Below are 13,133 nucleotides of genomic sequence, written 5' to 3' on the forward strand. Positions count from 1 at the left end.
ACAAGAGCTTAAAGCGCAGCAAGCGAATCCGAAAGATCGCGACGCGCTTTAGCTGCTCAGGTGGAGACACCGGCTTTGAGGCGACGATGCACCTCATGAGCTGATTCAACGGTGCGGTATTCCTGAGTCGTTTCAGCTGTTTGACGGCAGATCGTGAAGAACTGATTCCGGCGATCCCGATTACGCTGGCGAGGCTGTCGCTGCCTGCGGACCCGTCTTCATCATGCCGATCATCAGGTCGCCGACCTCGCTGGAAAAGGCGCCGCGCGGCCAGATGAGCGTCAGCGACTGGCGGTAGAGCGGCCCTAGCCGGATCATGGCGGGTGGGCGCTGGACCCGCGACAGCGAGGTTTCCGGCAGCACCGAGAGATAGCCATGGTGGCTGACCAGGTTGATGATGACGGGGATGGAATCGACCTCGACCAGTGTCACGCGGCGGTGCTCATGCTCCGTGAGCGTGTCATCGAGAAAGCGGGTGACCTCCCGGCGCAGGCCGCTTCGCACGCTCGGAACGGCGATCGGGCAGGTGGCGAGCAGCCGGGGGAGATCGCCGCCCATTTCCGAAAGGGCCGGTGCCGGACCGGCGAGCACCAGTGCGGTTTCGGACACGAGACGGCCGTCGAAATCTGGTGGAATGCCGGCGATATCGAGCAGGGCGGCGTCGAAGCGCCGGCTCTTGAGACCGGCGAGAAGCTCGTCGGCGGTGGTGCTGGAGATGAACAGCGATTGCCGCGGGCGGGAGCGGTGCCAAGTGGCCGTCAGCGCCGCCAGCATGCGGGCAATCTCGCTTTCCGGCCCGAGCGGCATGACCGCGCCGAGGCGCCAGGTGGTGACGTCGCGGCGGAACCGGTCGGCCGAAGCGCGCGTCAGCCGCGCCCAGATGTCGAGCAGGCGTTCGACTTCAGGGATGATGCCGAGGGCTGTCGGGGTGCAGACGATGCCGCCATGGGACCGCCCGAGCAGCCGGCATTGCAGATGACGTTCGAGGTCGGCGATCTGCCGTGTCAGTTGCGGCTGGCCAAGGCCGAGGGTGCGGGCGGCCGCCCGGATGCTGCCGGCCCGGGCGATCCGGACGAAACGGTCGAGGGCGACGAGGCCGACAGGCGGGATCGCAGTCGGTGGTTCGCCGCTAGCCGTAGTCAGCAGCGCCCGGATTGTGGCGCTTGCTTCGGTCACATCGGCCTGGCGTGCACGGGCCTCCAGCGTTAGGGCCACGAGGCCGCCGTCGCGACGGAAAAGCGGGATCGAAACGGCCTGTTCGAAGCGGCGAACGGCGGCGCTGACGCTCGACGGCGCACGGCTGCTCAAGGTGGCGGCGCGCCTTATGCCGCCTTCGCGCATGACGGCCTCGACGAGCAGGATCGTGGCGATATCCATTGCGTAAGTTCTCCGCCGGCATCGTCGGTGCCACCATGTTCAGAATTTGGCATCGGCCGTTCCGGATTTGGGATATATCACGAGAGCGAACAAAACGCATAGCATGCTGGCAGACGATCCCTCGCCCATAGAGGCGGGATCGCATCAAGTCTTTGCATCCACGCATCGTTTCGGCGTCGAGGCGGATCGCGTGGTAAGGTTCTCGAGGCATGCTGCAACAGGTCAAGTCCATCGTTCTCTGCGGAAAACCGCTCGACTTCGCGACGCTCGAGGAAATCGGCTCGGGTGCGGCGCGACCGGTCGCGGACGAGGGCGGCATGGAGCGGGTGGCGGCTGCCCACAAGGTGATCGCCGATCGCATCGCGCTCGGCCTGCCGGTCTACGGGTCCAACACCGGCGTCGGCTCGATGAAGGACCGGCTCTGGACGGCGGACGATCTGGCGGAGTTCAATACCTCCTTGGTGCGTGCCCATCATTTCGGCACCGGCGAATTTTTTGCGGTGCCGATCGTGCGCAAGGCCATCGCCATTCGCTGCAACACCGCGATGCGCGGGCATACCGGATGCAGCCCCGAGCTGATCCACGCCTTCCTCGCACTCATCGAGCACGACATCATCCCGGCAGTGCGTCGGCACGGCTCGATGGGCTGCGCCGATATCGGCCTGATGGGGCAGATCGCGGCCGTTCTGACCGGGGTCGGCGAAGCCTATCATCGCGGCCGGCTGGTTCCGGCCGAAACGGCGCTTGCCGATGCCGGGCTGACGCCTTTGGTGATGCGGCCGCGCGACGCGCTTGCGGCACTCAGCGTCAATGCGATTGCCTATTCGGCGGCCGCCGACGTGCTGCGCGAGGCGGCAGCGGCCATCCGCGTGCTGCTGGTGACCGGCGTGATGTCGTCGCAGGCGCTTGGCGCTTCGGCTGATCCGTGGCGGGTGGCCGCGACGCTGTCGACGCGGGGCGAGGCGCTGGTCGGCTCCTGGCTCTACGGCCAATCGGGCGTTTCCGACTGGCCCTTGCCGACGGCGATCCATGACCCATTGAGCCTGCGCATGACCGCACAGGTGTTCGGCGCCGTTGTCGATACGCTGCTGGTTGCCGCCGGCCGTCTGGTCGAGGCGACCTATCTTTCCGACGACAATCCGGTGGTGCTCGGCGGCCAGGTGCATGCCTCGGGTGCTTCGCTGCCCTTGACCACGACGCTCTATGTCGAAACGGCGCAAATCGCGTTTTCCCATGTGGCGCGCAACGTGCTCAACCGTTGCATCCTTCTGTCGAACGGCGGGCGCCGCAACCTGCCGGTCAATCTGGTGGCGCCGGGCGAAATCGCCACCGGCCTCGGCCCGCTGATGAAGCTTGCGGTCGAGCTCTACATGCGCGTGCAGTCGATGGCGGTGCCGCTTTCGGCCCAGTCGATCGTCGTTGCCGGCGGGTTGGAGGAAGAGGCGACCTTCCTGCCTTTGATCGTCGAGCGCATGGAAACCCAGGTGCGCGATCTGCGGCAGTTGGCGGCGATCGAGGCGATCCTGTCGTCGCAGGCGATCGATCTTGTCGGCGATGCGCCACACGGCATCGTCAAGCTCGCGCATGAGCGCACCCGCTCGATCAGCCCGATCTATCTGAAGGACCGGCCGCTATCGAAGGAAATCGAGGCGTTGCAAGGCGCGTTTACCTGCCATGACCTGCTGCGCACCTTCGTCACCATGGCGCCGATGCCGGAGTTCGACGACTTCTTTGCGCTGAGCAAGTGATCCAGGCTGATCCAACAAGGCTGATCCGATGGAGAGAACACGATGTCCGATTTCGATCTTGTCCTGAAAGGCACCATCGTTCTCCCGCACCGGATCGTCGAAGGCGGACATGTGGCCGTGCGCGATGGCAAGGTCGTGCATGTCGGGCAGGGGGTGGCACCGGCTGCCCGTGAACGCCACGATCTCGGACGCGCAATGATCCTTCCCGGCGCCATAGACGCGCAGGTGCATTCGCTGTCGCAGAAGAACCAGGAGGATTTCGTCTGGTCGACGCGCTCGGCCGCGGCCGGCGGTGTGACCACGATCGTCGACATGCCCTATGACGAAGGCAATCTCGTCTGCTCGGCGGAGGCCGTTGGGCGCAAGGTCGCCCATGCGAGCCCGCAGGCGCGGGTCGACTTCGCCCTCTACGGCACGGTCGACCCCGAGGAGGGGCCGGCCCGCATCCTCGAAATGGTCGAGGCCGGCGTTGCCGCCTTCAAGTTCTCCACCTTCGGCACCGACCCCAAGCGCTTTCCGCGCATTCCCGCAGCGCTGCTCGAGGATTGCTTTCGCGCGATCGCGCCGACGGGGCTTACAGCCGGGGTGCACAACGAGGACGACGAGGCGGTGCGCGGCGCGATCGAAAAGGTCAGGGCCGCTGGGATCACCGATTATCGCGCCCATGGCCTTTCCCGTCCGCCGCTCACCGAGCTCTTGGCGACCAACCAGATCTACGAAACGGGTGCTTCGACCGGATGCCCGGCGCATGTGGTCCACTGCTCGCTCGGGCGCGGCTACGAGATTGCCGACGCCTACCGGCGCCAGGGCCACGCGGCGACGATCGAATGCTGCATCCATTATCTGACGCTCGACGAGGAGAACGACGTTCGCCGGCTTGGCGGCAAGGCGAAGATCAATCCGCCGATCCGCCCGCGTGCCGAGGTGGAAAAGCTATGGCGGCATGTGGCCGATGGCACGGTGACGATGGTTTCGACCGACCATGTCAGCTGGTCGGAGGATCGCAAGACCAATCCGGACATGCTCGCCAATGCCTCCGGCGTGCCGGGTCTGGAGGTCATGGTGCCGCTGTTCGTCAAGGGCGCGCTTGAGCGCGGCATCCCGCTGACGCGGGCGGCCGAGCTGATGACGCTGAACCCGGCGCGGCATTTCCGGCTCGACCACCAGAAGGGCGCGCTGGAGGCCGGCAAGGGCGCCGATATCATCGTCATGACGCCCGAGCCCTATACCTATGATGCGGCGACAAGCGGTCACAACGTCGTCGGCTGGTCGCCCTATAACGGCATCAGGCTGCCCTGGCGGGTGTCTGCCACCTATCTGCGCGGGTCGCTTGCCTTTGACGGGCGCGCCGTCGTCGCCAAGCCTGGCACCGGCGCCTTCGTTCGCCCGCTGCAGACTTTGCCTTTGCAGGAGGCCCGATGAGCACGAGCATCAAGACCAATCTGCCGGTGGATGCCAGCCGGATCGCCGGCATCGTCAACGGGCTTGCGGGGATCACGGAGCCGGATCGGCCCTATACCCGCCGGGCTTTCACGCCGCTGTTTCTGGAGGGCCGCGCCTTCCTCGATCGCCGCTTTCGTGCGGCGGGGCTGGAGACGCGCATCGATGCGGCCGGCAATCTCATCGGCCGGCGCAAGGGGCGAAAGTCCGCGCTCGGAACGCTGATGCTTGGTTCCCACTCCGACACGGTGCCGGAGGGCGGTCGCTTCGACGGCATTGCCGGCGTCGCCGCGGCACTTGAAGTGGCGCGCGCGCTTTCCGACGGCGGCATCGAACTCGATCACGACCTGGAGATCGTCGATTTCCTTGCCGAGGAAGTGTCGATCTTCGGCGTTTCCTGCGTCGGCAGCCGCGGCATGGCCGGCATCCTGCCGGATGGCTGGCTGAGCCGGGTGCAGGGCGAACTGAGCCTGCGGCAGGGCATCGTCGAAGTTGGCGGCGATCCGTCGCGGCTGCCAGCGCTCAAGCGTTCCGACATCAAGGCCTTTCTGGAACTGCATATCGAGCAGGGGCCGGTGCTGGAGACCGGGCGCCTGGATATCGGCGTCGTCACAGCGATCTCCGGCATCACCCGCATCGAGATCATCGTCGAAGGGCAGGCCGACCATGCCGGCACGACACCGATGGACCACCGGCGCGATGCGCTTGTCGCAGCCTCCCGGCTGGTGCTGGCAATCGAGGCGCTGGCAACCGAATTCTCCAAGGGCGAGGGACACTTCACCGCGACCGTCGGCGAGTTCTCGATCGAACCGAACGCCGCCAATGTCGTGCCGTCGCGGGCGCGGTTGCTGATCGATGCACGTGCCGAACTGCAGCCGCAGATGGAGAAATTCATCGTCGAACTGGGCGCGCTTGCCGCGCGCGTTGCCGGTGAGGCCGGCGTGACCATCGCGCCCGCCAATGTTATCTCCGACAATCATCCCACACCCGGCGATCCGCTGCTGCTTTCGACGCTGGAGGAAAGCTGCGGCCAGATCGGTGCCCGCCACCGGCGCATGGCCTCCGGAGCCGGGCATGACACCGCGTGGATGGGGCGCATCACCCGCTCGGCGATGATCTTCATTCCGTGCCGGGGCGGTCGTTCGCACGCCCCGGACGAGTGGGCGGAGAACGACGATATCGCGCTAGGCACTGCCGTGCTCTTCGATGCCGTCAGAAGGCTCGACAAACAATTGCAGGAGAAGGTTTGAGATGGGTCGGATATTGACGGAGAAGGATGTCGAAGCTGCGGTCAAGGGCGGCTCCGTCTATGCCGCCGGCGGCGGCGGCTGGGCCGATCACGGCCGCATGCTCGGCTATGCCGCGGTCTCGATCGGCAAACCGGAACTGGTGTCGGTCGACGAGCTTGATGCCGACGACTGGGTGGCGACAGCAGCCGCCATCGGCGCGCCGGCCTCGACCACCCCCTGGGAAATGCGCGGCGTCGACTACGTCAAGGCGGTGCAACTGCTGCAGGAGGCGCTCGGCGAGAAGCTTTCGGGCCTGATCATCGGCCAGAACGGCAAGTCCTCGACGCTCAATGGCTGGCTGCCATCGGCGATCCTCGGGACCAAGGTGGTCGATGCGGTCGGCGACATCCGGGCGCACCCGACCGGCGACATGGGCTCGATCGGCCTTGCCGGGTCGCCTGAACAGATGATCCAGACCGCCGTCGGGGGAAATCGCGACGAGAACCGCTATATCGAGCTGGTGGTCCGCGGCGCGACCGCCAAGGTCTCGCCGATCCTGCGCACCGCCTCCGACATGTCCGGCGGTTTCATCGCCTCGTGCCGCAATCCGGTCCGCGCGTCCTACGTCAAGGCGAATGCGGCGCTCGGCGGCATCTCGCTGGCGCTGGCGCTCGGCGAGGCGATCATCGCGGCGGAAGCCAAGGGCGGCAGCGCGGTGATCGATGCGATCGTCAAGACGACCAATGGCGCGATCCTTGCCGAAGGCACGATCACCGACAAGTCGGTCACCTACACCAAGGAGGCCTTCGACATCGGCACGGTGACGCTGGGGAAGGGGGCTGACTCAACGGTATTGCACGTGATGAATGAATACATGGCGGTTGACTCTGCGGAAGGCCGGAGGCTTGCCACCTTCCCTGACGTCATCACCACGTTGTCATCAGAGGGCGAACCCTTGAGCGTCGGCCAACTGCGGGTCGGCATGACGATCTTCGTGCTGCATGTGCCGAAGTCGGTGATCCCGCTTGCGTCCAGCGTGCTCGACCCGACGGTCTACCCCTCGGTCGAAAAGGCGATGGGCATAGAGCTCGCCCGCTACGCTCTGGCCGGGCGGTCGTAGAGCATGTCCAGGAAAAGCGCGAAGCGGTTTTCCGTCCGGAAATGCAAGAGAACAATGAGGTAAAGCGTTTCCAGATTTCGTGTGCACAGGAAACGCCAGGGGAGAGAGGTCATGGCGCGGGATGCGGGACTTGAGGAACTGATCAAGGACGAGATCGCCGGGCGGCCGGGGCTGTCGGAAAAGGCGATGTTCGGCGGCTGGGCGTTTCTGCTCAACGGCAACCTGCTCTGCGGCGCGCGCGAAGGATCGATGCTGGTGCGGCTCGGCAAGGGCAATGACGGCTGGGCGCTGGCGCTGTCCGATGTCGAACTGATGGTGATGAACGGCCGCGCGATGCATGGCTGGGTGCGGGCCGGGGCAGACGCTTATGGCGACGACGCCGTGCGCAAGCGGCTCATCGATGCGGCGACTGCCTTCGTCGAAACGTTGCCGCCGAAGTGAATGCAGAGAGTGGTTTTGCCCCTCACCCTAACCTCTCCCCGTAGGCGGGGAGAGGCGACGTCGTTGCGACCCGGGGCGGCAAGCCGTGGTTATTCTTCTCGCCGAGAAGGGGAGAGGCACGATTGTGATGAGATGGCGCGTTGGCAGCGAGCAGGGGAGCCGTTTACGCCCCCGGCCTGTGGGCGATGGACCATAGCGGCTTCGCACGCGATGTTCGCCGCAAGCTGTGAACAATCCCCTCTCCCCTTGCGGGGAGAGGGTTAGGGTGAGGGGCAGCGAGCTGCCTCGCGACAACGAAGAGGAACGAGACGATGCCCAAGGCCAACCCCCGTCACCCGAACTTTCCGATCCCCGGCGGACTGGTGCTGCGCGCCAAGGGCTGGCGGCAGGAGGCCTTGCTGCGGCTACTCGAAAACGTGCTTTCTGTCGGCGAGGATCCGGACAACCTCATCGTCTATGCCGCGCTCGGCAAGGCCGCGCGCAACTGGCCGGCGCACCGCGCCATCGTCAAGACGTTGATCGAGATGGACGAGGACCAGACGCTGATCATCCAGTCCGGCAAGCCGGTCGGGCTGCTCAAGACCCATGCCAAGGCGCCGCTGGTGATCATGGCCAACTGCAACATCGTCGGCCAATGGGCCAAGGCCGAAGTCTTCTACGAGCTGCAACGCAAGGGGCTGATCTGCTGGGGCGGGCTGACGGCCGGGGCCTGGCAATATATCGGCAGCCAGGGGGTGATCCAGGGCACCTACGAGATCTTCATGCGCATTGCCGAGCGGCGGTTCGGCGGCGATCTTTCCGGCCGCTTCGTGCTGACGGCCGGGCTCGGCGGCATGGGGGGCGCGCAGCCGCTTGCCGGCCGCATGGCGGGCGCCGCCATCCTCTGCGTCGATATCGACCCGGAGCGGGCGAAGAAGCGCCGGGAGATCGGCTACCTCCAGGAGATCGCACCGGATCTGGATACGGCACTTGCGATGATCGATGCGGCGGTCCGGGACAAGCGGGCGCTCTCCGTCGGGCTCATCGGCAACGCCGCCGAGGTCTACCCGGAAATCGCCCGGCGCGGCATCGTGCCCGACGTGGTTACCGACCAGACCTCGGCGCACGACCTCGTCTACGGCTACGTGCCGAAGGGCATGACGGTCGATCAGGTGAAATCGCTGCGTGACGACGGCCAGGGCCAGCTGATGGCCGCAAGCCGCGCCTCGATCGTCGAGCATGTTACGGCGATGCTCGAGTTTCAGAAAAAGGGCGCGGAAGTCTTCGACAACGGCAACCTCATCCGCACCCAGGCGCGCGAGGGCGGCGTTACCAACGCCTTCGACATTCCAATCTTCACCGAGGCCTATTTGCGCCCACTCTTTGCCCGCGCCATCGGCCCCTTCCGCTGGATGGCTCTGTCCGGCGAGGAGAGCGACATCGCGCGCATCGACGACCTGCTACTCGAAATGTTCCCGGACAACAAGATCGTCACCAACTGGATCAGGCTTGCACGCGAGCACATCCCGTTCGAGGGCCTGCCGGCGCGCATCGCCTGGCTCGGCCATGGTGAGCGCACAGCGCTGGCCCGTCGCGTCAACGAACTGGTGGCGTCGGGCGAATTGAAGGGACCAGTCGCCTTTTCGCGCGACCACCTCGATGCCGGCGCCATGGCGCATCCCAACATCATGACCGAGCGGATGAAGGACGGATCGGACGCGATCGCCGACTGGCCGCTGCTCGACGCCATGCTGCTCTGCTCCTCGATGGCGGATCTCGTCGTCGTGCATTCGGGCGGCGGCGGCTATGCCGGCTACATGACGAGCTGCGGCGTGACGGTGGTGGCCGACGGCACGCAAGCTGCCGACGAGCGGCTCGACCATGCGCTCACCAACGACACCGCACTCGGCGTCATCCGCTACGCCGATGCCGGCTACGACGAGAGTTTTGAGGAGATCGCCGCCAAGGGCATCGGGCACATTGCCCTGACATAGCCAGGGGCCGGCGTCTTGCCACCGTCTCTCCGAGAGGATCGTCGACGCCTTGGTATCGAGCAGTGCGCGAGCTACAGCGCCGCGCGTACGCGCGAAGGTCGTTGTAGCACTTTGAATTGCCGCATGTTTCCTTAAATCGAATACGATTTATGGAAACGCGGTAGAATGCTGGCTTTGCTGCTTGGGGGCGATCATGACATCAAGCTTCAATGTTCAAAGTGCGACTGGCTATGAGCAACTGATGGGGCGTTGGAGCAAACAGCTCGCGCCGCTTTTTATCAACTTTTCAGGCCTTGCAGATGGCGAGCGGATCCTCGACGTCGGATGTGGTACCGGAAGCCTGACCTTTGCGCTGCCGCATGCGGCAGATCTCCGTGAGATCACGGCGATCGACTTTTCGCCCGTCTTCGTCGAAGCGGCGATCAAGGCGAACACCGATCCGAGGATCAGGATCCAGCAGGCCGATGCCTGCGCGCTTCCCTTTGCCGATGATTATTTCGACCGGGCGCTGGCGCTGCTGGTCCTGCATTTCGTACCTGAAGCGGAAAAGGCCGTCGCCGAAATGCGCCGGGTGGTGCGGCCGGGCGGCGTGGTTGCGGCCGTGGTCTGGGATCATTTCGGCGGTCTGCCGGGCATGCGCATGGTGCTCGATACGGCGGCGATGCTCGATGAAAATGCCGATCAGGTACGCGCCCGCTATTGTTTCCAGCCGATGATGCGGCCCGGAGAGATGATACAGAGCTTCGCGGCGCATGGCCTCGTGGATATCGAGCAGACGTCGCTTATGATCCGGATGGACTATCAGTCGTTCGCAGATTTCTGGCAGCCGATCTCCGCGGGTGAGGGACCTCTCGGCAAATACGTCTCGGCACTAGAGCCAGCCCAGCGGGTGAAGATCGATGCAGCCGTGAAGGCCGCCTATGAGGCTGGCCAACCCGACGGCCCCCGGTCGTTTGCGGCAGTGGCCTGGGCATGCCGGGGTATTGTTCCGGAGGTGTGATAGGGCGTCAACATTTGCCGACCTCATCTCTGTGCTTGTCACAGAGATCCAGCGGCGCCGCGTCGGCGGCGCCAGAGGCTCCTTCGTTCCGGCGTCTGGCACAAGTCCTTCACGGCGCAGACGCGCCGTGGCTGGATTTCTGTGACAAGCACAGAAATGAGGGAAAGGAGGAAGCGCTTCGCGCACCACAGACACCAGGGACGCGAGGAAAACGCTCCGAGCCAGCGCGGAAATGAGGCGAGTGGGGCGGCGGCGCCTTCACAACGAGGCCTGGTGGGTACCTCAGCGTCCGGACGTCACACCACCGTCTCGCCGCCATCGACCACCAGGATTTGGCCGGTCATGTAGGACGATCGGTCGGACACCAGGAACAGGATCGACTCGGCGATTTCGTCGACGCTTGCCCAGCGGCCGAGCGGTACCTTTTCGCGGATGTAGGCCTCGATCGCGCCGCGACCGCCCATCTGGGCGATGAAGGGGTCGTTGAAGGGCGTATCGACCCAACCGGGGCAGAGCGCGTTGACGCGGATGCCGTGGCGGGCGTAGTCGCCGGCCATCTGCTTGGTCATGGCGATAACCGCATGCTTGGTGGTGGTGTAGGCGATCATCTCGCGGTCGTAGAGCACGCCCGACGATGACGAGGTGTTGACGATGACGCCGCGGCCGGCGGCCTTCATCGACGGCATGACCAGGCGGGCGGCCATGAAATGCGCACGCACATTGAGGTTCCACGAGCGGTCGAAGCCGGAGACTTCGACCTCTTCAAGATCGCCGGCAACCTGCGCGCCGGCGTGATTGTGCAGGATATCGATGCGGCCGTGGCGATAGAGGATATCGGCGATGCCGTCGGCAAGCGCTGCATCGTCGGTAACGTCGAGGGTGACGGCCTCGGCCTTGCCGCCCATGGCGCGGATGGTGTCGACGGTCAGGCTGCCGGCCTCGGGGCTGCGGTCGACGACGACGACATGCGCACCCTCGCGCGCCATGATGGCAGCGCCCGCCTGACCGATCCCGGAGCCCGCTCCGGTCACGATCGCGACCCGGTCTTTCAGGATCATCTGTTCACTCCCCGGATTTCGGTTTTTTGTCCCGCATCAGGATGCGGGCGGTCAGGATCAGGAGCAGCGAGGCGACGAGCACCAGCGTCGCGATCGCGTTGATTTCCGGCGTCACGCCGCGGCGGATCGAAGCGAAGACGTAGATCGGCAGCGTCGTCTTCGAACCGGCGACGAAGAAGGCGATGATGAAATCGTCGAAGGAGAAGGTGAAGGCGAGCAGGAAACCCGCCAGGATCGACGGCAGGATCTGCGGTAGCACGATCAGGCGGAAGGTGGTGAGCGGCGTCGCATAGAGATCGCTCGATGCCTCGACGATATCGCGCCCGAGGCTGGCGATGCGAGCTTTCACGATCATGGTAACGAGCGCCATCGAGAACAGCCCGTGCGCGGCGATGATCGAGCCATAGCCGAGCCCGAGCTGTGGCGGCTGGTCGCCCGGCCAGATGGCGGATAGCGCCGGATTGACGAAGGAAAAGACGGCGACGAGCGCCACAAGCGTGGCGATGCCGATGACGACGCCGGGCACGACGATGGCCGCGGCAAAGAGCGCGTCGAAGATCGCCCGGTTGCGCGGCGCCAGCCGCTCCATGCCGAGTGCGGCCATGGTGCCGAAGATGGCGGCAAGGGTGGCGCTGGTAAAGGCGATCATCAGGCTGTTCTGCAGCGCCGAGACCAGGAAGGTATTGCCGAGCGCCTTGCCGTACCATGCGGTCGAAAAGCCGGTGAACTCGCTGGCGCTGCGGCCGGCATTGAACGAAAACAGGACGACCAGCGCGATCGGCGCGTAGAGGAAGATATAGACCGAGGAGATGAAGGCGCGCATCAGACGAGATCCACCTGTCTTGTGCCGGCGACCCTGAAGGCGATGCGCATCGCCACCATCAGGATGACCACGACCACGGCCACCAGCGTCACGGCGATCGCCGAGCCGAAAGGCCAGTTTCGAGATTGCAGGAAGAGATCGACCAGCGCGTTGCCGATGAAGAACACCTTGCCGCCACCGAGAAGCTGCGGGATCAGGTATTCGCCGAGCAGCAGGATGGTGACGAGCGCCACGCCCGTCATCACGCCCGGCAGTGACAGCGGCAGGGTGACGCCGAAGAAGGTCGAGACGGGTCTCGCGCCGAGATCGGCGGAGGCTTCGAGCAGCCGGCGATCGAGCTTTTCGAGGCTGACATAGATCGGCATGATCATCAGCGGCAGGTAGCCATAGACGATGCCGAGCAGCACGGCGCCCGGCGTATTGAGCAGGCGCACATCCTCAAGGCCGATCATCGACAGCAGGTTCGGAATGCCGCGCGAGCCGAGGATATACATCCAGGCATAGGTGCGAACGAGCAGGCTCGTCCAGAAGGGTACGACCACCAGCGACACGAGGATAAGGCGGTACCGCGGGTCCGCCTTGACGGCGAGATAATAGGCGACGGGGTAGGCGACCAGCAGGCAGAGCAGCGCACCGACCGGCGCCAGCACCATCGTGTTCCAGAAGGCGGCCGCCCGGGTCGGGAGCCTGGCGAACTGGGCGAAGGTGAACGCCGCCTGATAGCCGCCTTCGGGCGCGCGCTCGCCGAAGGCGAAGACCAGCATGGCGATGAACGGCAGGACCAGAAAGATCATCAGCCATGCCGCCGCCGGCGCCACCAGCGCTGCCGTCACCAGGTTTCTCTTCGTGTTCGTTGCCGCGGGCATGTGAGTTGATCCGTCAAGTTTCATTGGCATTTCGGCCCCTCACCGCGAGGATGAGGGG

The 13,133-nt window shown here is 65.2% G+C and carries 11 protein-coding genes; 7 read left to right on the forward strand and 4 right to left on the reverse strand.

The window, feature by feature from the left end; translation table 11 throughout:
• Window positions 1-180: 180 nt before the first annotated feature.
• Window positions 181-1,377, reverse strand: coding sequence for a LysR family transcriptional regulator (locus IB264_RS13735; RefSeq protein WP_025427807.1), 1,197 nt, complete (start codon window positions 1,375-1,377; stop codon window positions 181-183).
• A 209-nt stretch (window positions 1,378-1,586) separates the two neighbouring features.
• Between IB264_RS13735 and IB264_RS13740 the strand changes: the two genes are divergently transcribed.
• The 7 genes from IB264_RS13740 to IB264_RS13770 all read left to right on the forward strand — a co-directional run bounded on the left by IB264_RS13740 (window position 1,587) and on the right by IB264_RS13770 (window position 10,328).
• Window positions 1,587-3,125 carry an aromatic amino acid lyase gene (locus IB264_RS13740; protein WP_025427806.1) on the forward strand — a complete coding sequence of 513 codons (1,539 nt, stop codon included), beginning with the start codon at window positions 1,587-1,589 and terminating at the stop codon, window positions 3,123-3,125.
• A gap of 42 nt (window positions 3,126-3,167) precedes the next feature.
• Complete coding sequence (locus IB264_RS13745; RefSeq protein WP_025427805.1) at window positions 3,168-4,547, forward strand: dihydroorotase family protein; 1,380 nt, start codon at window positions 3,168-3,170, stop codon at window positions 4,545-4,547.
• An 8-nt stretch (window positions 4,548-4,555) separates the two neighbouring features.
• Window positions 4,556-5,815, forward strand: a complete 1,260-nt coding sequence (locus IB264_RS13750; protein WP_025427804.1) for a Zn-dependent hydrolase — start codon at window positions 4,556-4,558, stop codon at window positions 5,813-5,815.
• A 1-nt stretch (window position 5,816) separates the two neighbouring features.
• Window positions 5,817-6,914, forward strand: a complete 1,098-nt coding sequence (locus tag IB264_RS13755) for a DUF917 domain-containing protein (protein ID WP_025427803.1) — start codon at window positions 5,817-5,819, stop codon at window positions 6,912-6,914.
• Window positions 6,915-7,025: 111 nt separating this feature from the next.
• Window positions 7,026-7,355 carry a TfoX/Sxy family protein gene (locus IB264_RS13760; protein ID WP_025427802.1) on the forward strand — a complete coding sequence of 110 codons (330 nt, stop codon included), beginning with the start codon at window positions 7,026-7,028 and terminating at the stop codon, window positions 7,353-7,355.
• A 311-nt stretch (window positions 7,356-7,666) separates the two neighbouring features.
• Complete coding sequence (locus tag IB264_RS13765) at window positions 7,667-9,328, forward strand: urocanate hydratase (RefSeq protein WP_025427801.1); 1,662 nt, start codon at window positions 7,667-7,669, stop codon at window positions 9,326-9,328.
• 193 nt (window positions 9,329-9,521) lie between these two features.
• Window positions 9,522-10,328 carry a class I SAM-dependent methyltransferase gene (locus IB264_RS13770; RefSeq protein WP_025427800.1) on the forward strand — a complete coding sequence of 269 codons (807 nt, stop codon included), beginning with the start codon at window positions 9,522-9,524 and terminating at the stop codon, window positions 10,326-10,328.
• Between the two features lie 296 nt (window positions 10,329-10,624).
• Here IB264_RS13770 and IB264_RS13775 read toward each other — a convergent pair whose 3' ends face one another.
• Genes IB264_RS13775 through IB264_RS13785 form a run of 3 tightly spaced genes read right to left on the reverse strand, consistent with a single transcriptional unit; the run spans window position 10,625 to window position 13,075 of the window.
• The gene (locus IB264_RS13775; protein WP_025427799.1) at window positions 10,625-11,386 is read right to left on the reverse strand and encodes an SDR family NAD(P)-dependent oxidoreductase; all 762 of its coding nucleotides are present in this window, start codon (window positions 11,384-11,386) and stop codon (window positions 10,625-10,627) included.
• A 4-nt stretch (window positions 11,387-11,390) separates the two neighbouring features.
• Window positions 11,391-12,209 carry an ABC transporter permease gene (locus IB264_RS13780; protein WP_025427798.1) on the reverse strand — a complete coding sequence of 273 codons (819 nt, stop codon included), beginning with the start codon at window positions 12,207-12,209 and terminating at the stop codon, window positions 11,391-11,393.
• Window positions 12,209-13,075 (reverse strand): ABC transporter permease, encoded by an 867-nt coding sequence (locus IB264_RS13785; protein ID WP_025427797.1) that lies wholly within the window; start codon window positions 13,073-13,075, stop codon window positions 12,209-12,211. The genes IB264_RS13780 and IB264_RS13785 overlap by 1 nt, the downstream gene beginning before the upstream one ends.
• Window positions 13,076-13,133: the final 58 nt, after the last annotated feature.

Origin of the sequence: Ensifer sp. ENS11, from assembly GCF_014851895.1 — a bacterium.
Lineage (GTDB): Bacteria > Pseudomonadota > Alphaproteobacteria > Rhizobiales > Rhizobiaceae > Ensifer > Ensifer canadensis.